Raw genomic sequence first — 23,647 nt, forward strand, 5'->3', positions numbered from 1 at the left:
TCACCGGCCGGGCGCCTAGATTGCTTCGGCGTGAGCGAGCGGCGTTAACGGCTGAGCAGGGAGCACCGTCTACCGATCGGGCTAGTCGCGGCTGTCGGGGGCTAGCTCGACCTCGGTGGCTTTGACCGACGCCCACAATGTGGTGCCGGGCCGGATCAGGAGTTCGTGCGCCGCCCCTGGCGTGATGTCCGCGGTGAGCGGCAGGGGAGCGCCGAGGAGTACACGGGTGATGTCGCCCAGCGGCTCGACAGCGTCGGCCGTCGTGCGCCACACGTTGCGAGGGCTGCCGCTGGGCCGCTCGCGGTGCAGTGCGATGGACCGCGGGTGAATCGTGGCCACGACCGCCCCGAACATCGACGTGTCGGCAGCGTGCAGAACCACAGTCGGGCGGCGGGCGGCGGGCTGCGGCGCTGCGTCGGTAGTCGTCACCGTGATCTCGCCGTCGCGTGCGGTGCCGCGCACCAGGTTGATGCCCGACAGATCGGCGGCATAGGCGGTAGCCGGCGCTCGTCGCAGTTCGTCGGGTGTTCCCGACTGGGTGAGTCGCCCGTCCTCGAGGATGTGCACACGATCGGCCAGCACGAACGCGTCGGTCGGGTCGTGCGTGATCAACAGGCGGGGCACGTCGCCGGTGCCGCGCGGCGGTGCCGGCGCAGTGGTGCCGCCGCCGTTGCGACCGCTGCTGAGGTGGGCCGCCAGATTGCGCCGCAGCCGGTTGCGAGCGGTCACGTCCAGCGATCCGAGCGGTTCGTCGGCAAGCAGCAGATCGGGACCGCAGGCGAGCGCCCGGGCGAGGGCCACCCGCTGGCGCTGACCGCCCGACAGCGCTCGGGGCCGCCGGTGACCGAGATCGCCGAGGTCCATCGCATCGAGCCAGGCCTGTGCATGCTCGTGAGCCTCGGATCGGCGCATGCCTCGAGCGGTCAAGCCGAAGGCAACGTTGTCGAGCGCGCTGAGATGCCGGAACAGGACCTGGTCCTGGAACATCACGCCGATGCGACGGTGTTCAGGCGCAATGAAGATGTCGGCATCAGGATCGTCGAGGACCCTGCCGGCAAGCCGGACCGTGCCGCCGCCCAGCGGCAGCAGCCCGGCGATGGCCGCGACGATCGTGGACTTGCCCGCTCCGTTGGGTCCGAGCAGTGCTGCGGTCTCGCCTGCGGCTACCTGCAACGACACATCCAGCTCGAAGTCGCCCCGAACCAGCCGTATGTCGGCCTCCAGCCCGCCGACGCGCGTCACGAGGAGATCAGCACTCATCGGCTCGGCCACCAGCGATCCCGCAGGGCGATCAACAAACCGAGGGACAGCGCGACGAGCACGAGGCTGATGGCGACGGCAGCATCCCGGTCCGACTCCAATGCCACGAACACGGCGAGCGGCAGCGTCTGGGTCCGCCCGCCGAGATTGCCTGCGAACGTCACCGTGGCGCCGAACTCTCCCAGGGCACGAGCCCAGGCCACCACAGTCGCCACGCCGAGCGCCGGCCCGATCATCGGCAGTGTCACCTTCCACAGCGTGCGCAGCCGCGATGCCCCGAGCGTGGCCGCTGCTGCCTCGTATCGCCGATCCAGGCTCCGCAGTGCGCCTTCGACCGTGAGAATCACCAGCGGCGTGGCAACGAAGGCGTTCGCCAAGATGACGCCCCAGATCGAGTACGGCAGCAGCAGCCCCGTGGCGTCGTGCAGCGGTCCGCCGACGACACCTCGCCGTCCGAGTGCGAACAGCAGCGCCGCGCCGCCCACGACCGGCGGCAGCACCATGGGCAGCGTCACGAGCGCACGCACCGCCGAGCGTCCCCGGAACGGCACTCGTGCCAGCACCCACGCGAGCGGCACGCCGACGACTGCGGCGAACGCGGCTGCCGCGACCGACGACGCCACCGAAAGCACGGCGGCGTCGACCACGAAGCGGCTCGACAGATGCGTCCACAGGCCCGACCACGGGGCGCGCGCGGCGAGCCCGACGAGCGGAAGGGCGAACAGCACGACGCCGACGGCTGCAAGCAGCGCGACGGGCCACGGCGGCAGCTCCCGCGCCGCGCGGCGGACCGGTTGTTCGCCCGATTCGGATGCACTCAGAGACGTCGTGCCCGTCATGGTGCCCGAAACCCGTGGTCCTCGAAAGCGTCCCAGGCCGTCGCTGACAGCAAGAACTCCACGAAAGCCGCCGCGGCCCCTGGGTTGGGTGCATCGGCGAGCACGGCGGCCTCGTAGGTCGTCTCGGGTGCTGCGCCGGCTGTCCAGCCCAGGCGCTCGATACCAGCCTCGATGCCGGCATCGCTGGCGTACACCACCGCGGCGTCGAGCTCGCCGGCGGCCAGCTTGGTGACCAAGGCGCGCACGTTGGGTTCGTCGGTGTCTGGCGCCGGTTCGATCCCCGCCCGGGAGAGGCCCGAGCGTGCGTGCGCCCCGCATGGCACTTCTGCGGCACAGAGCCCGATCAGCAGTTCGGGACGGGACAGGTCGGCAAGCGAGACAACCCCGGCGTCGTTGCCCGACGGGACCGCGAGCACGAGAGAGTTCCGGGCGACGACGATCGGATCGTCCATGAGCCCGACGTCATCGCGGATCGTTTCGAGATGGACGGGATCGGCCGGCACAAAGACATCGGCCGGCGCCCCGGCCAGGACTTGCTCGCGTAACGCAGAGCTGCCGGCCCCCGAAATGAGCACCTCCACGCCGGGATGGAGCTGCTCGAATTCGGCAGCGAGCGTCTCAGCGGCCGGCAGCAGCGATGCCGCAACCAGGATGCGCAGGCTGCCTGTGAGTACCTCGCCGTCCTGCTGCCCTGCCGCGTCGCTGTCACCTGTGGTGCAACCCGACACGAGGTGCAGAATCGCCACGCTCGCCACGCTCGCCACCGCCAGCACGGCACCGATACGGGCAGCGGCCTGGCGCCTGCGGATCGCGAAGCCCCCCATAACACGGTCAGTGTGCCTGTCGTCGGCGGACGCGCAGGCCCGCGCCACGCCGGGAGGCGAATTCCTCGAGCCCGGCTACATGGATGCCACGCCGATCCTGCCCTAGCCGAGTCTGCTCACTCAGGTCGCGTGTCAGCCAAGAGTTCCGAGACCGCCCACTCGATCTCACGCCCGATCATGCACTGGTGCGCCGAGCCGGGATCAGCGGGATCAGTTGGGGCAGCTGTCGTCGACCGAATGCGCCCATTCGGCCAATACCACGGCTGTTTCGTAGGCGTCGGTTGTGACGTTGTAGACGCAGCCACAGTGGAGCGTGACTCTATAGGTCTGGCCGCCGGCGACCTGGTCGAGTTCTTCGTCGGACAGTTGGCGCAGGCTTTCGTCGTCGTCTCGGATTGCGTTGATGCGTGCTTTCGTGGCGGTCTCTGTTGCGGTCGACATGGCGCTCTTTTCTGGTCTCGAGATGCTGAAGGACTCCTGGGGGCTCAGTTGCTGAGCGCCAGTATGCCATGCCTCAGCAGCGCGGCGAAGCGCGCTCAGCCAAGGGGCGGCGAGCTGAGGTCGCCAACACGACGAGCGTCGCGAACCGGGGTCAGACGATCTGGCGCTGGACGAGATCCAGGAACGGCCCGCTGACCTCGGTGAGCTCGTCGTAGGTCCCGGTTTGGACGAGCCGCCCCCCCCACAGCACATGGATCTTGTCCGCTCCGCGGATGGTGGACAGGCGGTGGGCGATGACGATGCGAGTCAGCGCCAGCTCGGCGACGGAGTTCATGACATGGGCTTGGCTCATCGAGTCGAGAAAGCTGGTGGCTTCGTCGAAGAACAGCACCCGGGGCCGTCGGGCCAGCACTGTGGCGATGCGGATGCGCTGAACCTGCCAAGGGGACTTATGCGGATGGCTATGCGGCACACCGAATTCGGGCCTCATGTGGAGACGAGCGCATGACGCCGCCATTCTTCGAAGTCGGAGAACCTGCATGTGCGCTTCGCGAATCGCCGGCGGCTGCTGCACCAGACGCTTTGGCAGGCACACCGGGCAGACTGGACGACGGTCCGGCGAGGAGGTGTTTGTGTCCGGTCATTCAAAGTGGGCGACCATCAAGCATCGCAAGGGCGCAGCCGACAAGGCGCGCGGGAAGCTGTTCGCCAAGCTGATCCGCCAAGTCGAGGTCGCGGCACGTGAGGGCGGTGGCGACCTCGACGCCAACGCCACGCTGCGGACTATGTATCAGAAGGCCCGCGACAACTCGGTGCCGCTCGACACCATCGAGCGGGCGATCAAGCGCGGCACCGGCGAACTGGAGGGCGTGTCGTACGAGCAGGTCGCCTACGAGGGCTATGCACCTGGCGGCGTCGCGATGTTCGTGGATGCGCTCACCGACAACCGCAACCGCACCGGCGCGGAGATCCGCAGCCTGTTCACCCGTGCTGGCGGCTCGCTGGCCTCGCCGGGCGCCGTGGCGTGGCAGTTCGAGCGTAAGGGAGTCGTCGTGGTGCCGACGGCGAGTCCTGATCTCGACGGCGAGACCGGCGAGACCCTCGACGAGGATGAGCTGATGCTTGCTGCTCTCGACGCCGGCGCGGAGGACATCACCCAAGAGGGCGACACCTGGCGAGTCACCGCCGCCGTTGCCGACACGATGGCGGTGCGCGAGGCCATCACTGCAGCGGGCATCGCAGTGACATCCGCGGACCTGATCTACGCTCCGCGGAACCTCATCGAACTGACCAGCGTGTCGGAGGCCAAGCAGGTGATGGCAGTGCTCGATGCGCTTGACGATCACGACGATGTGCAGGGCGTATATGCCAACTTCGACATCAGCGACTCGCTGCTGGATGCGATCACCGGCTAGCGGCCATCGCCCCGGCGGCGGCAACGGCATCGGGATGTCGACGGCGGCGACACGCAGAGCACGACCCTCGGGGCGCCCGGCGAACTGGGCAGGGTCCCGCGGCCCGTGTGCGACCGGCCTGCATACCCGGTTGGACCGCTGTCAGGGGCTACGGTTCGTACTGATGTTCGTACTGGGAATCGACCCAGGATTGTCCCGCTGCGGCTACGGCGTGGTCGAGCAGCGCTCGGGCACCCAGCGCGCTCGCATCGAGGCGGTGGCTTTGGGGGTCATCCGCACCGACCCCGCAGAGCCGATCGCTGACCGCCTCGCGACGCAGATGCGCGAGCTGCAGGCGCTCGTGGACGAGTTCAGCCCGGCCGTCGTGGCGGTGGAGCGGGTGTTCTTCCAAGTGAACGCCCGCACCGCCATGGGTGTCGCGCAGGTGGCCGGTCTGGCGATGGCGGTCGCGTCGGCGGCGGGGACGGAAGTGGTCGAGTACACGCCTAGCCAAGTGAAGCAATCCATCGCCGGCTGGGGCGGCGCCGACAAGGAGCAGATGCAGCGCATGGTCGGCGAGTTGCTCGGTCTGCCCGGGCATCCGCAGCCTGCCGATGCTGCGGATGCGGCAGCCGTGGCACTGTGCCATCTGTCATTGGCGCCGTGGCATCGCGCTGCGTCGCGGGCGGAATCACGTGCCGTGGTGCCTGCAACAGTCGGCGCAGCGGGCTCGTCGGCAACGCCGTGACATCAATCGGGAGGCTGTCGCCGTGATCGGCTCACTGCGCGGACGTTTGCTCGACAAGGATCCGGCGGGGGAACTGCTGATCGAAGTCGGTGGGGTGGGCTACCGGACGACGGTAGGGCCGTCCGCTCTGGCCGCGTCGGGTCCCGTGGGCCAAGAGTGTTTCGTCTACGTGCATCACCGCGTACGCGAGGACAGCGCCGATCTGTACGGCTTCCCGACGTTGGACGAACGCCGGTGCTTTGAGGCGTTGCTGAGCGCTCACGGCGTGGGACCCGCGTTGGCGCTGGCCGTGCTGAGTCACTTGCCGCCCGACGAACTGCGACGGGCGGTGGCGGTCGACGACGCCGCAGTGCTGGAGGTGGTGCCCGGCATCGGCGCCAAGACCTCCAAGCGGATGGTGCTTGATCTGAAGTCCAAGCTGGGGGTGCCGGAGAGCGTCGGTGCTGAGGGTGCAGCGGGGCCGTCGGGCGACGGGACCGGCACCGCGGCGGCCGAGGTGCGCGCAGCGTTGGGCCAGATGGGATTCAGCCCCGCCGAAGTACGCGAGGCCATGGCTGCAGTAGTCGTTGCCGCAGCAGGCGAGGACGCGGCTGACCCGGGCGCGCTGCTGCGCGTTGCCCTGCAAGAGTTGGGTCCGAGATGAGTGCCGCGACCGGGCGGAGCGAGGGCTACCGTCGAGACGAGTCCGCCGCGCGGCCCGCTGTGCCCCGCAGCGGCACGACCGACCCGGCGCGTGCTCCCGACGAGACGGCCGCCGCAGATGCCGAGGCCGGCCTGCGGCCGCGGGCCTTGGACGAGTTCGTCGGCCAGCCCGAGGTGCGGGAGCATGTGGCGATCACTCTGCGAGCAGCTTTGGCCCGCGGCCAGCCGCCTGACCATCTGCTGTTCGCCGGTCCGCCGGGGCTGGGCAAGACCACGCTGGCAGGCATCATTGCCACGGAGTTGGGTGCCTCGCTGCACCTCACGTCCGGGCCGGCGGTGGAGCGAGCGGGCGACCTTGCAGCGATTCTCACGAACGTAGCCGACGGCGATGTGCTGTTCATTGATGAGATTCACCGGCTGCCCAAGGTGGTGGAGGAAGTCCTGTACCCCGCCATGGAGGACTTCGCCATCGACATCGTGCTCGGCAAGGGGCCGGCGGCGCGCTCCATTCGCTTCGATCTGCCCCGCTTCACGCTGGTGGGCGCCACGACCCGCACTGGGCTGATCTCGGGGCCGCTGCGTGATCGTTTCGGCCTGGTCGAGCGCCTCGACTACTACTCGACGGAGGATCTGACGAAGATCGTGGCGCGTGCGGCCGGGATCCTGGACGTGCGCATCGATGGCGCGGGAGCGGAGCAGATCGCCGCCCGCAGCCGCGGTACGCCGCGCATCGCGAACCGGCTGCTTCGACGGGTCCGAGACTTCGCCGAGGTACGTGCCGACGGCGCGATCGACGATGCGGTGGCCCGCGAGGGGCTGGCGGCCTTCGGTGTCGACGATCTCGGCCTCGACAAGGTGGACCGGGCAATCCTGGACGCGCTGGCCGTCATGCACGCAGGACGGCCGCTGGGACTGTCGACGCTCGCGATCACGGTCGGCGAGCAGACCGAGACGGTGGAGGACGTCTACGAGCCTTTCCTGATCCAGCGCGGCCTGTTGCGGCGCACACCGCGCGGTCGCGTCGCTACGGCTGCCGCCTACGCACACCTCGGTGTCGATGTGCCGCCGCAGGCGAGCGACGCCGCCGCTGCGGGGGTGGCGCCCGGCGAGGTCACCTTGTTCGACCATGAGGGTCCCGCTGAGGCGCCGTTGCCGCTGCCGGTCGAGATGCGTGTGTGCCGCAGCGAAGCGACGACACCTCAGGTAGCGCTGGCGGAGAGACCTGCACCCGGCGCCGAGACCTCAGAGCGTGTGTCGATCGACGACACGCCGTGGTAACCGGCTGCCGACCGAGCAGCGCTTGCCGATTCGCCCAGACGTAGCCTCGACCCGCAATGGGCGATTCGCGGCTGCGGATGGACGAGTTCGACTACGAGCTGCCGCCGTCCGCCATCGCGCACGTTCCCGCCGAGCCGCGCGACACGGCCCGGCTGCTGGTGGACCGGGGGTCCTGCCGGACGCCTGAGCATCTGCACGTCGCTGATCTGCCTTCGTTGCTGGGTCCTTCTGACGTGCTGGTGGTCAACGAGACGAGGGTGATGCCCGCACGCCTGCCGCTTCGAAAGAGCACGGGCGGGGCTGTTGAAGTGCTGTTGCTCGAACCGCTCGCAGCGGAACGCGACGTCGTGGGGGAGGACTCAGCAGCGGGACTCGGCAACGGATGGGCCGCGCTGGTGCGGCCCTCGCGCCGCATTGCTGAGGGCACCGCGTTGGTCTCCGAACGCGACCCGCAGCTGAGCGTTGTCGTGGGTCCGCGGCTGGACCGTCAGCGCAGGGCGGTGAGCGTGCTGGCCGGCGGGGTCCCGCTCGGCGATGTGTCGCAGGCCGCGTTGCTCGAACGCGCCGGCGAGGCGCCGCTGCCGCCCTACATCGATCCCGAGGCGACCAGGCGGGCCATCGCGCAGCGCGCTGGGCTCGACAACTCAGACGGCGAAGCCGCCAGATCCGTCGTGGCGGCGCGCTACCAGACGGTGTACGCCCGCTCGGAGGGCTCGGCTGCCGCGCCCACGGCGGGACTGCACTTGACCGACCGTGTGCTGGATGCGTTGCGTTCGAACGGTGTCACGATCGCGGCGGTCGATCTGACGGTCGGCTTGGCCACCTTCGCCCCAGTCACCGTCGAGGCTGCCGACGACCACGAGATGCATACCGAGCACTACCGGGTGCCCGCAGCGACGCTCGAGGCCTGTGCCGCTGCGGAGCGGGTCGTGGCTGTCGGCACGACCACTGTTCGAGCGCTCGAGTCGGCCGTCCGGCAGCCGCGGCTCGCAGGCGCGGCCGACGCGGCAGATGTCTGCGGATGGACTGATCTGTTCCTGCGTCGGGGCGTCGAGTTCACGACGGTCGACGCGCTGCTCACCAACTTCCACCTGCCCCGGTCGTCGCTGCTGTTGCTCATCGATGCGTTCATCGGGCCGCGATGGCGCGATCTGTACCGCAAGGCACTCCGCGACGGCTACCGCTTCCTGTCATTCGGGGACGCGATGCTGTTGCAGCGCAGCGGGTCGTCATGAGCGCAGCGAGCGCCGAAGCCGTGGCCGCGCCGACCGCCAGGGTCGCCTTCGAGCTGCTGGCAACTGATGGGCAGGCCCGGCGAGGCCAGGTCACCACTGCCCGCGGCACCTTCCAGACGCCGGTGTTCATGCCGGTGGGGACACGAGGTGCGGTGATTCACCTCGACGCCGCCGACTACGACGAGCTGGGCCTCGAGGTCGTGCTGGCCAACACGTACCACCTGCAGGCACGGCCGGGCGTCGATGTCGTGGAGGAACTGGGTGGCCTGCACCGCTTCACCGGCTGGGGTGGCCACTTCCTCACCGATTCCGGCGGCTTCCAGATCATGTCGCTCGGCCGCCGTTCCGGCGGCGCTGGCGGGCATAGTCGCCGTTCCGGCGGCGCTGGCGGGCATAGTCGCCGTTCCGGCGGCGCTGGCGGGCATAGTCGCCGTTCCGGCGGCGCTGGCGCGAAATCCGAGGTCGACGACGAGGGCGTGACCTTCCGCTCGATCTACGACGGCACCCAGATGCGGATGACACCCGAGGACGCGGTCGGCATCCAGCGTCGCTTGGGCGCTGACATCCAGATGGCACTCGATGTCTGCCCCGAACTGCCGGCCGCTCCGCAGGACGTGCGCTTGGCAGCCCAGCGTACGCACCTGTGGGCCGACAGGGCTGCTGCTGCTATGGAAACGGCACGCCGCAGCGGATCCGCCGGTCGCCAAGCGCTGTTCGGCATCTGCCAAGGCGGTGCCGATCCCGAGTTGCGCCGCCACAGCGCCGAGGTGATCGCAGACATCGGATTCGACGGCTACGGCATCGGCGGGCTTTCGGTGGGGGAGACCCGCGCCGAGATGGGTCCCGCGCTGGCTGCCGCGACCGCCGTGCTGTCCCCGGACAGACCGCGTTACCTGATGGGCGTCGGCGATCCCGCACGAATCGTTGACGCGATCGCTGCGGGCGTGGACATGTTCGACTGTGTGCTGCCCAGCCGCCTAGGCCGTCACGGCACCGCGCTCACGCCGGAGGGCCGCATCAACATCCGCAATGCACGCTACGCACGCGATTCCACGCCGCTCGATCCCCGCCCGGCGGACTCCGAGGGCCGAGAGCGGCCGGGCAACCGCTTCAGTCGCGGCTACTTGCGGCACCTCATGAGCGTCAACGAGCCCACCGCCGGTCGCATCTTGACGCTGCACAACATCGCCTTCCTGGCCGACTTGGTCAGAGAGGCGCGTGCCGCCATCGAGGCGGGACGGTTCGAGGCGTTTCGCGGGCAGGTCAACGAAGTCTGGAGCTGAGGGATGGCGAACGCCGACACGCCGGTACGCTGGCCCGCCGTCCCGGTCCCCGAGAGGAGCACGCCATGAGTTCGGTTGTCCTGCTCGTCGGGCTGTTCGCCCTCATGTACTTCTTGATGATCCGGCCTCAGCAGCGGCGGGCCAAGGAGCGGGCGGCGATGCTGAGCCGTGCCGACGTCGGCGACGAGGTCGCTACAGTCGGCGGGGTCATCGGCAAGATCGTCGCGGTCGAGGAACCCGGCGAGGTCGTTTGCATCGAGGTGGACAGCGACGTCGAGCTGCGGGTGCAGCGTCGGGCCATCGGCGAGATCCTCACATCCGCCGTCTCAACGGATCCCGCCGATCCGCCTACCTCGGATGCGCTTGACCCTCCCGAATGAGCCGGATTTGACGCCTCGCTCCTCGGTCTGTCGATAACCCGAGATGCGTCGCTCGCAGATTGTCTCGTTGCTGCTGGCCGTCATCATCGGCTTCGGCTCGCTGGCTGGCGTGATCGTCGCGGGATGGGTGCCTGTGCTGGGTGTGCAGTTGCAGGGCGGCGTCGAGGTGCTGCTGCGACCAACCTCCCCGGCCGACGACGAGCAGCTCGATCGGGCCATCGAGATCATCAGATCGAGAGTCGATGCGCTGGGTGTGGCCGAGCCCGACATCACCCGTCAGGGCACCCAGGTGGTGGTGCAGCTCCCAGGCGTCAAGGACAAGCAGCGTGCGGTCGACCTGGTCGGGCAGACGGCCGAACTGCGCTTCCGTCCTGTGCTCGGGACGTTCAGCGTGCTCAACGAAGCCGAGTTCCGCTCCGCGGCGGACCTCGTCGATACCTACAACGCTGCGTTTGGCGAGGCTGTGGACCTCGAGAGCGGAACTGAGGCTGGCGCAGGCGCTGAGACTGCTCTCGATGGGGGAACCGCCGGCGGCTCATTGGGCGATTCGCCGGCAGATCAGGCGGATGGGCTTCCCGAGACCGTGGAGCCTCTGGAGATCATCGGACCCGAGACTGCGTCAGGCGAGAGCGATGAGTCCGTCGAGGCCGAAGACGAGGAGCCTCCGATGCTCACGCAGCCTGAGGACGACTTCGCTGAGCGCACGGTCCTGCTCAGCGACCGTGGCGGGTTGATCGGTTATGTGCTCGGCCCCGCAGAGCTCACCGGCGAGGCGGTCGCCGAAGCTGCGGCGACGTTCAACAACGAGTGGGTCGTGAATGTCGATCTCACTGAGGAGGGCGCCGTGGGATTCGATGAGATAGCCGCCCGTTACTTCGGCGAGCAGGTCGCGATTGTGCTCGACGGCGTCGTTGAGTCCGCGCCGGTCATCCGGGCGAACGAATTCGAGGGCACGGCAGTCATCTCCGGCACGTTCGACGAGGAAGGCGCACGCGATCTTGCCGTTGCGCTCCGGTTCGGGGCCCTGCCGGTGGAGTTTGAGCAGGACGACGTGCGCACAGTGTCTGCCACCTTGGGCGAGGGAACCTTGCGTGCCGGTGTGGTGGCCGGCATTGTCGGCCTGATCGTCGTCGGCATCTACATGCTGGCGTACTACCGCCTGCTGGGGATCGTGGCGGTGGCCAGCTTGGCGATCAGCGGGTCGATTCTGTGGTCGCTCATCAGCTGGCTCGGCGAGAGCAGCGGACTCGCGCTGACGCTGGCGGGCACCACGGGCATCATCGTGTCGATCGGCGTCCAAGTCGACTCCAACATCGTCTACTACGAACGGATCAAAGAGGAGGTCCGCCGGGGGCGGGCCGTTCGCTCTGCCGCTGATGCCAGCTTCAAAGGCGCATTCTCCACGATTGTCTGGGCCGACTTGGCGTCGCTGATCGGTGCTGGCGTGCTGTACCAGCTCACGAGCGGAACCGTGCGCGGCTTCGCGTTGTATCTCGGCATCGCGACGCTCATCGACCTGGCGGTGTCGTACTTCTTCATGAGACCGTTGGTGGTCTTCATTGCTCGCAAGCTTGTCAACGAGCAGCCCCGGCGGCTGGGTGTGCTCCCGGCCAGCAAAGATGCAGCCACTGCGGCTGCGGTGACGGGAGGTGCGACGTGATCTCTGCGCTGCGGACCTTCTACCGGGGCGGGAACGCTTGGGACATCCTGGGGGTGTCCCGCCGGGTGCTGATTGGCTCGGCGCTGGCCGTCCTCATCTGCGTGGTCGCGCTGCTGGTGCGGGGCCTGAACTTGGGCATCGAGTTCGAGGGCGGCTCGGTGTGGGAGATCCCGATCCCGGCGAGCGCGCAAGACAGTGCCGAAGAAGATGCCGACACCGCCACCGGGCCGCTGGCGGACGGCCCGATGACCGACGACATCGCTGCTGCTGCTGCTGCCGTCGGCGTGCCGGATGCCAGGGTGCAGCTCGTCACGGTGACGGGGTCCGAGGACATCTTTCGGGTGCGCGCGTTGCTTGAGCCTGACGTGAGCGCGGTCGACGTGAACGCAGCGCTGGCCGAGGCTGCCGGCGTCGATATTGAGAGCTTGTCTACTCGCCAGGTCAGCCCGTCATTCGGCGACGAAGTGGCGGGCAAGGCGCGGCGAGCGCTCGTGGTGTTCTTCGTGCTGATCGCGCTGTACCTGTGGCTCCGCTTCGAGTGGAAGATGTCGGTCGGAGCGCTGATCGCCGTGGGCCATGACATCGTGCTGACCGTCGGCGCTTACGCGCTGTTCGGGTTCGAGGTGACGCCGGCGACCGTGGTGGCCTTCCTCACGATCATGGGCTATTCGCTGTACGACACGATCGTGGTCTTCGACCGCGTCAAGTCCAACGAGCGGTCGCTGCCGGCACGCAGCCACTTCACCTATGCGGCGCTCGCGAATGTGTCGCTCAACCAGGTGCTGACGCGTTCGGTGAACACCTCGGTGACCTCGGTGCTGCCGGTCGTGTCGCTGCTGGTGGTGGGCGCCGGTTTCCTGGGTGCGGGCACGCTGGCGGAGTTCGCGACGGCGCTGCTGATCGGCTTGCTCGTCGGCTCCTACAGCTCGATCTTCGTGGCCATGCCGACGGTGGCGTGGCTGAAGGGCTACGAGCCGGGCTGGGCTGCCGCGCAGGCTGCCGCTGACGCCGCGGGCCGCCACGACTCGATGGAGGCCGCCACCCAGGCGCTCGCTGCGGAGAGCTACACCCGCAGCGCTTCGCCCCGGCCCCGCAAACGCCGCCGCTCAAAGTCCCAGCGCCGCCGCTGACGCTCTACTGGCCGGTTGTCCAGTCTCGCTGCTTGAGCAGGTGTAACACCTCTGTGGGAATCGAGTTCAAGAACCTGCCGGTCGGTAGGCGTCTCTGCGATGAGAGATCCGCAAGATCTCGACGATCCGCTCTGTGTCGTCGATCCGATAGACGATGCGGCAGGTGCCTCGGCGGGCACTGCACAGGCCATCGAGCTCGTCTCGCAACGGCACACCGATGCGCCGCGGCGCCTCGAGCAGCGGTCCGGTGATCAATTCGATGACGGCGGCCGCGACCGCTTCCGGCGGTTTCCGAGCGAGTGTTGCTGCTGCTGGTCCTGCGACGACCAAGTCGTAGGTCGTGGCGGTCATTCGTCCCGGAGAGCGCGGACGGCTTCTGCCCCACGAACGACATCTCCCGCAGCAATGGCGTGCTGGGCAGCAGCGAGTTCGCGCAGCGCCTCGCTGTCGGTCAGGATCGCGAGCGTTTCCTCCAGCGATTCAAGATCCTGAGGACTCATCAGAACCGCTGCAGGCGACCCGTTGCGAGTGATGACGACTCGTTCGTGCTGACTGTGCACTCGCTCCACAAAGTCAGAGAATTGATCCCTCACGGTACGCAGCGATTCAGTTGACATGGCCACAATTGTGCCACGCAATGGTTGGGATCGTGCACACAAGTCCGGCTGCCGAGCTGAAGACACTGACCGTTGGCGGGGCACGGCAGAATGAGAGTGTGAGTATTCCTGTGATCGGCCGGGCGCCGGCCGGACGCCGCTGCGAGAAGCTTGGCTAGGGCCATGCCTGCGGTGTCGCGCGTCCTGCCGTGGCGGCGCATCGCGAACACGGTCGCGGCCGACATCTCGCCGGTCGTCGAGAGATACCGCCAGCGCTGGCCCAAGCGTTCGCCCGAACTCGTGGTGCGGGCCTACGAGGCGGCGCGTACAGCCCACGAGGGCCAGCGGCGCAAGACCGGCGAGGCCTACATCACCCACCCGGTGGCCGTCGCCGGCGTGGTCGCCGACCTTGGCCTCGACGACACCTCGATCGCCGCGGCGCTGCTGCATGACGCTGTGGAGGACACCAGCGTGGAGCTGGTCGCGCTGGCCGACGAGTTCGGGACCGAGGTTGCCGGCATCGTGGACGGCGTCACCAAGCTCGACCGGGTGCGCTTCGCGTCCAAGCAGGCACAGCAGGCCGCCACCTTGCGCAAGATGCTGGTGGCGATCGCGAACGACCCCCGGGTGCTGATGATCAAACTGTCCGACCGGCTGCACAACATGCGCACCGTCGGAGCACTCGACGGCGCCAAGCAGGCCGACGTAGCACGCGAGACGCTCGACATCTACGCCCCGCTCGCCAACCGCTTGGGCATGCAGCAGGTACGCGACGAGCTGGAGGACCTCGCTTTTGCCGCGCTGTACCCGAAGCGCTACGCCGAGATCGACCGGATGCTGGCCGAGCGCACACCTACCCAGGAACGATTCGTCGACCAAGTGCTGGAGGAGGTCCGCGAGCAGCTTTCCCGCATGAAGATCGACGCCATCGTGACCGGCCGCAAGAAGCACCACTGGAGCGTCTACGAGAAGATGGTCATCAAGAACCGCTCGTTCGACGAGATCTTCGACTTGGTGGGCATCCGGGTCGTGGTGCCGACCATCCGCGACGCTTACGCCGCCTTGGGTTCCATCCACGCGACCTGGAAGCCGGTGACCGGCCGCTTCAAGGACTACATCGCGATGCCCAAGTTCAACCTGTACCAGTCGCTGCACACCACGGTGGTGGGACCGTCGGGCACGGCGGTGGAGGTGCAGATCCGCACCGACGAGATGCATCAGCGGGCTGAGCACGGCGTGGCTGCCCACTGGCGCTACAAGGGCGAGCGCAACGGCAACGGCAGCAAGGGGAGCCACAAGGACAAGGGACACGCCAAGGGGCACAAGGCAGACAAGGGGCACAGGGCAGAACAGAAAGCCAGCGCAACCTCCGAGGCGGACATGCCGTGGCTGAGCCGGTTGGTGGAGTGGCAAGCCGAGTCCGACGACCCGGCCGAGTTCATGCGCACGATTGCCAGCGACTTGGGCCACGACGAGGTGTACGTCTTCACCCCCAAGGGCGACGTGGTGACGCTGCCGGCCGGCGCCACGCCCATCGACTTCGCGTATGCCATCCACACCGATATCGGCGATTCCCTCATCGGCGCCAAGATCGACGGCCGACTGGTGCCGCTGGATCGACCGCTGCGTTCGGGCGACACGATCGAGGCGTTCACTTCTGACGATCCTGGGACGCGGCCGTCGCGGGACTGGCTGGAGATCGCGGTCACACCGCGGGCCAGGTCCAGCATCCGGCGCTGGTTCGCTCGGTCGGAACGGTCGGAGTGGGTGGCCGCAGGACGCGAGGCCGTCGAGGACGCGCTGCGCTCGGAGGGGCTCAAGGGGTCGCTGCTGATCGACGGCGAAGAGATGCGGGCTGTGGCGGCGCAGTTCAGCCGAGCCGATCTGGACCTCCTGTTCGAAGCTGTCGGCAAGGGCGACGTCCGGCCTCGTTCGGTGGCTAAGCGGCTGGTCAGCAACCTGCGAGGCGAGAGCGACGGCGTCCAGCTTCCGGCCCGGCCGGCCCGCCAACGCGGCTCACGCCGCCGCCGATCCGCGGGCGTCCACGTCGACGGTCACGACGACGCGCTGGTGCGCTTGGCGCGGTGCTGCAGCCCGGTGCGCGGCGACGAGGTCCTGGGGTTTGCGACCAGCGGGCGGGGCATCTCGGTGCACCGCGCCGACTGTGCCAACGCGGGCGAGCTGGCGATGTCGGTGAGGGCCCGCCAAGTGGAGGTCGAGTGGGACGAGAGCTGGGCCGGCGAGTTCGTCGCGTCATTGGAAGTGCGGGGCCTCGACCGCAACCGGCTCCTGCTCGACGTGGTGCAGGTGGTCTCGGGGCGTCACGACCTGTCGATTGCGAGCTGCGACACGTTCGTGGGCGATGACCAGGTGGCCGTGATGCAGTTCGAGGTCGAGATCGGCGACCCGATCCTGCTCGATCAGCTCCTTGCCGCGCTGCGGGAGGTGCCGGGCGTCTTCGACGCCTACCGCGCCATGCAAGGCCTGGCCCGCACCGAATACTGAGCGATGGTGCATCCGTCGCTCGAGCCAGCTCCAACAGTTGTCGGGTGACAATCGTCGATTTCTTGTGCACCCGAGCAATCAAGGACGGTGAGTGCAACTGCAAATCGACGGCGACTTGCGATAGCGGCCGCTGCTCGCCAATCGACGTCTCTATGACCTGCCTCGCGAGTACCGAGGCCCATCGTCCGAGAGTGCTGCGGTGGACGCCGGATTTCTCCGCCGCGCTGCAGGCCTTATCGGTAGGCCTTGTCTCGTTTGGCCACGGTCACCATCAGCACGCGCAGTGCTGCGTCTTGAAGATCGCATATCACTTTGAACATCTCGTGACAGGGGGCACGAGGGCCGTAGCCTGCGCTGGTCATGACCGGCACGCCTTCTGAGCCAGCGCAAGCCGCCGCCAGCGGCGATGCGACCGCGCAGAAGGCCTTCCGGACGCCAATCGGCACACACGACCTGGCACCCCCTGAGTCGGATCGCTGGGTGGCGCTGATGGGCGCGTTCATCGGGCTGGCCGACCGGGCCGGCTTCGGCTACCTGCAGACCCCGATCTTCGAGGACATCGGCGTGTTCGCCCGTATCGGCGAGGGCACCGATGTGGTCGGCAAGGAGATGTACGAGTTCTTCGACCGCAGCGACCGCCACTTGGCGCTGCGACCCGAGTGCACGGCGTCGGTGTGCCGGGCGTTCGCTCAGCATCGGCCCACCACGCCGTGGAAGATCTGGTACCAAGGGCCGTTCTTCCGCTATGAGGCGCCCCAGGCCGGCCGCTACCGGCAGTTTCATCAGATCGGCGCCGAGACGCTGGGCACCGACGACGCGGACGCCGACGTCGAGATCATCGCCCTCGCTGCCGACTTCTTCGCTGCGCTGGGGCTGGCACAGGTGCCGCTGGTGCTGAACTCGATGGGCGACGCGGACACCCGCGCTGCGTACGGGGAGGCGCTGAGCGTCTACCTGCAGCGTCGCGTCGGCGATGTGGACTCCGAGGACCGCGACAAGATCGAGCGGCATCCGCTGCGCATCTTGGATTCCAAGCGTGAGGCGACAGCGGCGGTTGCCGCCGAAGCTCCCCAGATCACCGACTTCCTGTCGCCCACGACCGCAGCGCACTTCGAGCGGGTGCGCGAGGGACTCGATGCCCTGGGAGTCTCCCATGAGGTCGATCCCAAGCTGGTCCGCGGCCTCGACTACTACACCCGCACCACGTTCGAGTTCCGCGCCGCCAGCCTGGACGCAGCCCAGGACACCATCTGCGGCGGCGGCCGTTACAACGGTCTCGTCGAGGCCTTGGGCGGACCGCCCACGCCCGGCATCGGATTCGCGCTCGGCATCGAGCGCCTGCTGCTGGCCTGCGACGCCGAGGGCGTGTTCGAGGTTCCGACGCAGCGGGCCGAAGTGTGGGTGGTCGATATTGCTGGGGGTGCAGCGGCACGCGACCTCACGCACGACCTGCGCTCGGTGGGCATCCGGGCCGACCGAGCCTTCGACGACCGGTCGATGCGGGCGCAGATGCGCGCCGCGGATCGTTCCGGTGCAGAGATCGCGCTCATCGTGGGGCCCGACGAGGCCGGTGCGGGCACGGTCACGGTTCGGCCGCTGCGCCGTCCCGACGGCGGCAGCACCGACGAGCCGCAGCGGACCGTGGCGCGCACCGATCTGCTGGGCACGCTGCGTACCGTTTTCGATGCGCTGAATGCTGCGGCGGGCGACACCGACGGATCTCATTCTTCAGGGTTGGATTGATGGCGGCTGATGTGACGATGACAGCGACGACGGCACTGACGCAGCGCACCCCGCTGATGGGCAGCATGCGGACCGACTACTGCGGCCGGTTGCGGCCCGACGACATCGGCCGTGAGGTGACCGTCTGCGGCTGGGTGGCGCGCCGCCGCGAGCACGGCGAGCACCTGGCGTTCATCGATCTGCGCGACCGCACCGGCATCGTGCAGTGCGTGGTGGACCACGCTCACGATCTGCGTGCGGAGTATGTGCTGTCGATCGCCGGAACTGTCCGCGAGCGTCCGGCCGACACCGCAAACCCCGAGCTCGACACCGGCGAGATCGAGATCCGCGATGCCACGGTCGAGGTGCTGTCACGCTCGGAGCCGCCGCCGTTTGTGATCGACGGACGCACCGAGACCGACGAGACGCTGCGAATCCGCCACCGCTACTTGGATCTGCGCAACTCCCGGATGCACCACAACCTGGTGCGCCGGGCTCGGGTCAACGCAGCCATCCGTCGTGCCGCCGAGGCGCACGAGTTCATCGAGGTGGAGACCCCGACGCTCGTCGCTTCGACGCCCGAAGGCGCCCGTGACTTCGTGGTGCCCAGCCGCATGCACCCCGGCCGGTTCTACGCGCTGCCGCAGAGCCCGCAGCTGTTCAAGCAGCTCACCATGGTCGGCGGCGTCGACCGCTACTACCAGATCGCCCGCTGCCTGCGTGACGAGGATCTGCGCGCCGACCGGCAGTTCGAGTTCACCCAGCTCGACTTGGAGATGAGCTTCGCGTCCGGCGCCGATGTGCGAGCGGTGATCAGCGACGCCGTCGCCGAGGCGGTCTGCGAGATCACCGGCGGCCCCAGGCCGGAATTCGCCGAGATCTCCTGGCACGAGGCCATCGACCGCTACGGCTCCGACAAGCCGGACCTGCGATTCGGCATGGAGCTCGTCGATGTCACCGACTTGTTCGCCGAGACCGGGTTCAACGCCTTCAAGGCCCCGGCGGTCAAGGCGATGCTGGTGCCCGCCGGCGGCGACATCAGCCGCAACGCGGTCGACGAGCTGACCAAGCAGTGCCAACGCTGGGGGGCGAAGGGCCTGGTGTGGATGCGCGTCGCCGACGGCGCCGCACCGCCCGATGGATCGCAGGTCGCAGCGGATGGCCGGCTGGCGGTCACCTCGCCGGTGGCCAAGTTCATGTCCGGAGCCGAGATCGGCGGCGTGCTGGAGCGGCTCGGCGCCGGGCCGGGCGACATGTGCTACTTGGTGGCCGACACCTGGCGGCAGGCCAGCGCAGTGCTGGGCTTGCTGCGGCTGGAGCTGGGCCGCCCGCCGGTCAATGAGGGGGGGCTGCAGCTGCTGTGGGTGGTGGACTTCCCGCTGTTCGAGGACGTCACCGCCGAAGGGCTGCCCGTGCCTGCCCACCATCCGTTCACGATGCCTCACGCCGATGACCTTGAGACCGTGAGGCTCCTGAGCGACGAATTCGAGGCGCGCCGGGTGTTGGCCGCAGCGAGCGATCTGTCCGAGGCCGAGCGGGCGCAGTCCGAAGAGCTGCGCGATGCCACACTGACCATGTTCGGGGAAGAGGCGGGGATCCGTCGTTCCGAGCGTCTGCTCCGGATCCGATCTCAGGCGTATGACCTGGTGCTGAACGGCTGGGAGCTGGGTTCGGGCAGCGTGCGGATCCACCGCGGCGACATTCAGCAGCAGATCTTCACGCTGTTGGGCATCGATCCCGTCACGGCGCAGCAGCGGTTCGGTTTCTTGCTGGACGCATTCCGCTATGGCGCGCCGCCGCACGCGGGCTTCGCCTTCGGCATCGACCGGCTGGCGGCCCTGCTCTGCGGCGAGGAGAACATCCGCGAGGTCATCGCCTTCCCCAAGAGCCAGTCGGGCGCCGACCCGTTGACCAATGCCCCCAGCCACATCTCCCCCGATCAGCTCGACGAGCTGGGTCTGGCTCTCGTCGCCGGTGAGGGCGAGCATTCTGATCTGGTTGCGGATGACGAGGACGACTCGTGAGCAACGGCGATCTTGCCGCCGTGGTGGTGACAGTCTGCGTCCTGATCGCGCTCGTCGCGCTCATCGCCGTGCTGACCCAGGCATTCGCGCTGATGCGGGAGATGCGGCGCAAGCTGGAGGACTTCGATGCCAAGGTCTCCCCGGCGTTGAGCCAGCTCGCAGACACCGCCGAGATGGCACAGACTGAGATCGGCCGGCTGCGCGACCTGCTGAACGTGGCGCAGAAGGTCGCCGGGCTGGCCGAGTCCGCGGGTGCAGCCACGGCGAAGGCGGCGTCAGTGCCGGTCGACAAGGTGCGCTCGGTGATTTCCGTGCTGCGCGGCCAGGCAGCGGGGTCGGAGCGCGAGACTGGCTCCGGCGGCGAAGGCAGAGCTGCCAGCGGCAGGACGGAGGAGCGCTGAGGTGTTCAAGCGACTGCGTTGGCTGACGTTGGGCGCCGGCTTGGGCGCCGGGGCGTCGCTGTGGGTGCAGCGGCGCCTGCGCCATCTTCTCAACCGGTACGCGCCGGTCCGCGGCACCGCGACAGCGCTCGGCACTGCCCGCCAAGTGCGTCGCGACCTCAAGGATGCGTGGCAGGACGGCCGCAGGCGCGTCGACGAAGCGTGGGAAGACGGCAAACGCCAGATGCGCGATGCCGAACGGCGCCTGCGCGACGAGCGGGATCGTCGCTGGGCCGAACGCCGCCACCGCCGCGAGGCTGCCTGAGCGGCCATCGAGGCCGCGAAGCGACACAGCGGCCATCGAGGCCGCGAGGCTGCACAGCGGCCATCGAGGCCGCGAGGCTGCACAGCGGCCATCGAGGCCGCGAGGCTGCACAGCGGCCATCGAGGCCGCGAAGCGACACAGAGGCCGCGAAAGGCCGTAGCTATCCTTGCTCCGATGCGCGCTGGAGAACTGCGTGAGGCGTTCAGTTCGTTCTGGGCCGAGCGAGGGCATGAGGTCCGCGCCTCCGCGAGCCTGATTCCCCACGAGCCGTCGCTGCTGTTCACGGTGGCCGGCATGGTGCCGTTCATGCCGTACTTCCTCGGCACCGAGGTGCCTCCCACGCGCCGCATGGTGACCATCCAGAAGTGCGTCCGGGCGGGCGGCAAGCACAACGATCTCGACGACATCGGCCGCACCAACCGGCACTTCACGTTCTTTGAGATGATGGGCAACTTCAGCTTCGGCGACTACTTCAAGGCCGAGGCGATCCCGTGGGCGTGGGAGTTCGTCACCGAGGTGCTCGGCCTCGACGCGGACAAGCTCTGGGTGACCGTCCATTTCAGCGATGACGAGGCTGCGGAGATATGGCAGACGAAGGTGGGCGTCCCGGCCGAGCGCATCCAGCGGCTCGACAAGGACAACTGGTGGGCCGCCGGGGATGTCGGGCCGTGCGGGCCGTGCAGCGAGATCTTCTACGACCTCGGGCCCGATCACGGCCCCGGCGGCGGCCCCGCACACGGCGGCGAGGACCGCTTCGTGGAGATCTGGAACCTGGTGTTCATGCAGTTCGCTGCCGACGGCACTGGCGAGCTGACGCCGCTGGAGGCGCCCGGCATCGACACCGGCGCCGGGCTTGAACGCATCCTGGCGGTGCTGCAGGGCGTGCCGGCAGCGTGGGACATCGACCTCTTCGCGCCCCTGCTCGCCGAGGCCGAACGCATCTGCGGCAAGACCTACGGCGCCGATCCCGAGACCGACGTCTCGATGAGGATCTTCGCCGACCACGCCCGCGCCACGGCGATGCTCATCTCCGACGGGGTCTTCCCGTCCAACGAGGACCGCGGCCATGTGCTGCGGCGCATCATCCGCCGTGCGGTCCGTCACGCCTGGGTGCTCGGCGTCACCGATGTCGTGATGCCGCGGCTGACCGAGATCGTGGTCGACGTCATGGGCGACCACTACACCGACTTGGTCGCCAACCGGCAGTTCATTGCCGAGGTGGTGGCCCGCGAGGAGGAGCGATTCCGCGCCACGCTCGCCGCCGGCCAGAAGATCCTCGACGAGGAGCTTCGGAAAGTACAGGAGCAGTTGGATTCGGCCGGCCAAAGCTCGCCCGCACGCCGACGCCAACCACCTCGGCCGGCCCCCGGGGGTGAGACGTTGCAGGGAGCACCCATCGCTGCATCGCATTCAGGCCCGCAGCGTCGAGTCCTGCAATCGTCAAAGGAAGCGGCGCCGCGTCCTCTGACGCTCCCGGGCGAAGTGGCATTTCGGCTGCACGACACGTTCGGATTTCCGGTGGAAGTGACCGAAGAGATACTCGCTGAGCGCAGCTTCCGCATCGACCGGGACGGCTTCGAGGCCGCCATGAAAGAGCAGCGTGAACGCGCCCGTGCGGATCGGACAGGCGGGCCCACGTTTGCCGACGAGCGCTATCGCGAGCTCCTGGCTCAGTTCGGCCCCACTGACTTTGTGCGAGATTCGCCGACCGTCGCCGATGCGCGGGTCTTGGCAGTCTTCGAGATGACGTCTCCCGATGGCTCAGCGGACGGCGCGGTCGAGAGCGCAATGGAAGGCGCAGCGGAGGGCGAGGGCCTTGTCGAGGTCTTCTTGGACCGTACGCCGTTCTATGCCGAGAGCGGCGGGCAGATCGGCGACATCGGCACGATCACGGGTCCTCAGGGCACCATCGAGGTGCTCGACTGCACGTACGCGCTGGCGGACCTGCATCGCCACATCGGGCGCATCAGCGGCGAAGTCGAGTCGGGAACGATGGTCAGTGCCGAGATCGACGACGAGCGGCGCGCCGCCATTCGCCGCAACCACACCGGCACCCACATCCTGCACTGGGCCTTGCGCGAGGTGCTCGGCGACCATGTCAAGCAGGCCGGCTCGCTGGTGGCGCCCGACCGGCTGCGCTTCGACTTCAGCCACTACGAAGGCGTGAGTCCGGCGCAGCTGCGCGAGATCGAGCGCGTCGCGAACGCGGAGATCATCGCCAACGGCCGCTGCCGCCATTACGAGACCTCGATGAGCCACGCACAGTCGATCGGTGCGATCGCCTTCTTCGGCGACAAGTACGGCGACGTGGTGCGGGTGCTCGAAGCGGGTCCGCATTCGGTCGAGCTGTGCGGCGGAACCCACGTGGCGGCGCTCGGCGACATCGGCCATCTGCGGGTCATCTCGGAATCCAGCATCGGCTCCAACATGCGCCGCATCGAAGCGGTCACCGGTCTCGCCACCGTGGACCGGCTCGCAGACGCCGAGGACACGCTGAGCTCGCTGGCAGAGATGCTGAACTCCCAGCCCGATGAGATCTCCGCCGCAGTGCAGCGGCGGCTGGACGAGACCAAGGAATTGCGACGCCAGGTGCGCGACCTGCAGCGGGCTCTGTCGTCGGGACGGGCCGACGAGCTCGTTGCGAGCGCAGTCGACGGGGTGGTCATCGCCGACCTCGGCGATCTCGAACGCGACGCGCTGCGAGACCTTACGGTGTCGGTGCGCGACCGTGACGGCATCCGTGCAGTGGTGCTGGCCTCGGCGCCCCCGGGCGGGGGAGTGGCACTGGTCGCTGCGGTGGATCCCGCCGGGACGCTGTCGGCGGGCGCCCTGCTCGCCGACGCCGCCCGGATCGTGGGTGGCGGCTTCGGCGCCAAGGGCGACCCGCCGCTGGTGGTTGCCGGGGGCCGCAATCCCGACGGCATCTCCGATGCCTTGACCCAGGCTCGAGTTGCTGCGCTCGGGAATTGACGTACTGAGTC

The 23,647-nt window shown here is 68.4% G+C and carries 23 protein-coding genes; 15 read left to right on the forward strand and 8 right to left on the reverse strand.

Annotated features, from left to right (window positions below):
• Positions 1 to 81: 81 nt before the first annotated feature.
• The 5 genes from ACOGXQ_RS19300 to ACOGXQ_RS19320 all read right to left on the reverse strand — a co-directional run bounded on the left by ACOGXQ_RS19300 (position 82) and on the right by ACOGXQ_RS19320 (position 3,854).
• Positions 82 to 1,260, reverse strand: a complete 1,179-nt coding sequence (locus ACOGXQ_RS19300; RefSeq protein WP_419945224.1) for a sulfate/molybdate ABC transporter ATP-binding protein — start codon at positions 1,258 to 1,260, stop codon at positions 82 to 84.
• Positions 1,257 to 2,099: an ABC transporter permease gene (locus tag ACOGXQ_RS19305; RefSeq protein ID WP_419945225.1), complete on the reverse strand. Its 843-nt coding sequence runs from the start codon at positions 2,097 to 2,099 to the stop codon at positions 1,257 to 1,259. The genes ACOGXQ_RS19300 and ACOGXQ_RS19305 overlap by 4 nt, the downstream gene beginning before the upstream one ends.
• Positions 2,096 to 2,923, reverse strand: coding sequence for a molybdate ABC transporter substrate-binding protein (gene modA / locus ACOGXQ_RS19310; protein ID WP_419945226.1), 828 nt, complete (start codon positions 2,921 to 2,923; stop codon positions 2,096 to 2,098). The genes ACOGXQ_RS19305 and modA overlap by 4 nt, the downstream gene beginning before the upstream one ends.
• A gap of 210 nt (positions 2,924 to 3,133) precedes the next feature.
• Positions 3,134 to 3,364, reverse strand: a complete 231-nt coding sequence (locus ACOGXQ_RS19315) for a hypothetical protein (RefSeq protein WP_419945227.1) — start codon at positions 3,362 to 3,364, stop codon at positions 3,134 to 3,136.
• 151 nt (positions 3,365 to 3,515) lie between these two features.
• Positions 3,516 to 3,854, reverse strand: coding sequence for a hypothetical protein (locus ACOGXQ_RS19320; protein ID WP_419945228.1), 339 nt, complete (start codon positions 3,852 to 3,854; stop codon positions 3,516 to 3,518).
• A 142-nt stretch (positions 3,855 to 3,996) separates the two neighbouring features.
• On the opposite strand from ACOGXQ_RS19320, the gene ACOGXQ_RS19325 reads away from it, so the two are divergent.
• The 9 genes from ACOGXQ_RS19325 to secF all read left to right on the forward strand — a co-directional run bounded on the left by ACOGXQ_RS19325 (position 3,997) and on the right by secF (position 13,114).
• Entirely contained in the window at positions 3,997 to 4,779 is a 783-nt protein-coding gene (locus ACOGXQ_RS19325; RefSeq protein WP_419945229.1) for a YebC/PmpR family DNA-binding transcriptional regulator, read from the forward strand.
• 163 nt (positions 4,780 to 4,942) lie between these two features.
• Positions 4,943 to 5,506, forward strand: coding sequence for a crossover junction endodeoxyribonuclease RuvC (ruvC, locus tag ACOGXQ_RS19330; protein WP_419945230.1), 564 nt, complete (start codon positions 4,943 to 4,945; stop codon positions 5,504 to 5,506).
• A gap of 22 nt (positions 5,507 to 5,528) precedes the next feature.
• Complete coding sequence (ruvA, locus tag ACOGXQ_RS19335) at positions 5,529 to 6,149, forward strand: Holliday junction branch migration protein RuvA (RefSeq protein ID WP_419945231.1); 621 nt, start codon at positions 5,529 to 5,531, stop codon at positions 6,147 to 6,149.
• Positions 6,146 to 7,426, forward strand: a complete 1,281-nt coding sequence (ruvB, locus tag ACOGXQ_RS19340; protein ID WP_419945232.1) for a Holliday junction branch migration DNA helicase RuvB — start codon at positions 6,146 to 6,148, stop codon at positions 7,424 to 7,426. Before ruvA ends, ruvB begins: the two co-directional genes overlap by 4 nt.
• 56 nt (positions 7,427 to 7,482) lie before the next feature.
• A complete protein-coding gene (gene queA / locus ACOGXQ_RS19345; RefSeq protein ID WP_419945233.1) occupies positions 7,483 to 8,661 on the forward strand; it encodes a tRNA preQ1(34) S-adenosylmethionine ribosyltransferase-isomerase QueA in 1,179 nt (392 codons plus the stop codon).
• Complete coding sequence (gene tgt / locus ACOGXQ_RS19350) at positions 8,658 to 9,944, forward strand: tRNA guanosine(34) transglycosylase Tgt (RefSeq protein WP_419945234.1); 1,287 nt, start codon at positions 8,658 to 8,660, stop codon at positions 9,942 to 9,944. The genes queA and tgt overlap by 4 nt, the downstream gene beginning before the upstream one ends.
• 65 nt (positions 9,945 to 10,009) lie before the next feature.
• Positions 10,010 to 10,324, forward strand: coding sequence for a preprotein translocase subunit YajC (gene yajC / locus ACOGXQ_RS19355; protein ID WP_419945235.1), 315 nt, complete (start codon positions 10,010 to 10,012; stop codon positions 10,322 to 10,324).
• A 43-nt stretch (positions 10,325 to 10,367) separates the two neighbouring features.
• Positions 10,368 to 11,984 (forward strand): protein translocase subunit SecD, encoded by a 1,617-nt coding sequence (secD, locus tag ACOGXQ_RS19360; RefSeq protein WP_419945236.1) that lies wholly within the window; start codon positions 10,368 to 10,370, stop codon positions 11,982 to 11,984.
• Positions 11,981 to 13,114: a protein translocase subunit SecF gene (gene secF, locus ACOGXQ_RS19365; RefSeq protein WP_419945237.1), complete on the forward strand. Its 1,134-nt coding sequence runs from the start codon at positions 11,981 to 11,983 to the stop codon at positions 13,112 to 13,114. Before secD ends, secF begins: the two co-directional genes overlap by 4 nt.
• Positions 13,115 to 13,180: 66 nt before the next feature.
• Here the strand turns inward: secF and ACOGXQ_RS19370 are convergent, their stop codons facing one another.
• Positions 13,181 to 13,465 (reverse strand): type II toxin-antitoxin system RelE family toxin, encoded by a 285-nt coding sequence (locus ACOGXQ_RS19370; RefSeq protein ID WP_419945238.1) that lies wholly within the window; start codon positions 13,463 to 13,465, stop codon positions 13,181 to 13,183.
• Positions 13,462 to 13,731: a type II toxin-antitoxin system Phd/YefM family antitoxin gene (locus ACOGXQ_RS19375; RefSeq protein ID WP_419945239.1), complete on the reverse strand. Its 270-nt coding sequence runs from the start codon at positions 13,729 to 13,731 to the stop codon at positions 13,462 to 13,464. The genes ACOGXQ_RS19370 and ACOGXQ_RS19375 overlap by 4 nt, the downstream gene beginning before the upstream one ends.
• A gap of 162 nt (positions 13,732 to 13,893) precedes the next feature.
• On the opposite strand from ACOGXQ_RS19375, the gene ACOGXQ_RS19380 reads away from it, so the two are divergent.
• Positions 13,894 to 16,215: a RelA/SpoT family protein gene (locus ACOGXQ_RS19380; RefSeq protein WP_419945240.1), complete on the forward strand. Its 2,322-nt coding sequence runs from the start codon at positions 13,894 to 13,896 to the stop codon at positions 16,213 to 16,215.
• 233 nt (positions 16,216 to 16,448) lie between these two features.
• Here ACOGXQ_RS19380 and ACOGXQ_RS19385 read toward each other — a convergent pair whose 3' ends face one another.
• Complete coding sequence (locus ACOGXQ_RS19385; RefSeq protein WP_419945241.1) at positions 16,449 to 16,577, reverse strand: type II toxin-antitoxin system RelE family toxin; 129 nt, start codon at positions 16,575 to 16,577, stop codon at positions 16,449 to 16,451.
• Between ACOGXQ_RS19385 and hisS the strand changes: the two genes are divergently transcribed.
• The 5 genes from hisS (at position 16,576) to alaS (ending at position 23,636) form a co-directional block, all read left to right on the forward strand.
• On the forward strand, positions 16,576 to 17,958 hold the full coding sequence (gene hisS / locus ACOGXQ_RS19390; protein ID WP_419945242.1) for a histidine--tRNA ligase: 1,383 nt from the start codon (positions 16,576 to 16,578) through the stop codon (positions 17,956 to 17,958). The two genes, ACOGXQ_RS19385 and hisS, sit on opposite strands and share 2 nt — an antisense overlap.
• Positions 17,958 to 19,961 (forward strand): aspartate--tRNA ligase, encoded by a 2,004-nt coding sequence (aspS, locus tag ACOGXQ_RS19395; RefSeq protein ID WP_419945243.1) that lies wholly within the window; start codon positions 17,958 to 17,960, stop codon positions 19,959 to 19,961. The genes hisS and aspS overlap by 1 nt, the downstream gene beginning before the upstream one ends.
• On the forward strand, positions 19,958 to 20,362 hold the full coding sequence (locus ACOGXQ_RS19400; RefSeq protein ID WP_419945244.1) for a hypothetical protein: 405 nt from the start codon (positions 19,958 to 19,960) through the stop codon (positions 20,360 to 20,362). Before aspS ends, ACOGXQ_RS19400 begins: the two co-directional genes overlap by 4 nt.
• Before the next feature lies 1 nt (position 20,363).
• Complete coding sequence (locus ACOGXQ_RS19405) at positions 20,364 to 20,666, forward strand: hypothetical protein (protein WP_419945245.1); 303 nt, start codon at positions 20,364 to 20,366, stop codon at positions 20,664 to 20,666.
• 174 nt (positions 20,667 to 20,840) lie between these two features.
• Positions 20,841 to 23,636 (forward strand): alanine--tRNA ligase, encoded by a 2,796-nt coding sequence (gene alaS, locus ACOGXQ_RS19410; RefSeq protein WP_419945246.1) that lies wholly within the window; start codon positions 20,841 to 20,843, stop codon positions 23,634 to 23,636.
• Positions 23,637 to 23,647: the final 11 nt, after the last annotated feature.

Origin of the sequence: Candidatus Poriferisodalis sp. (assembly GCF_965208485.1) — a bacterium.
Taxonomy (GTDB): Bacteria; Actinomycetota; Acidimicrobiia; order Acidimicrobiales; family Poriferisodalaceae; genus Poriferisodalis.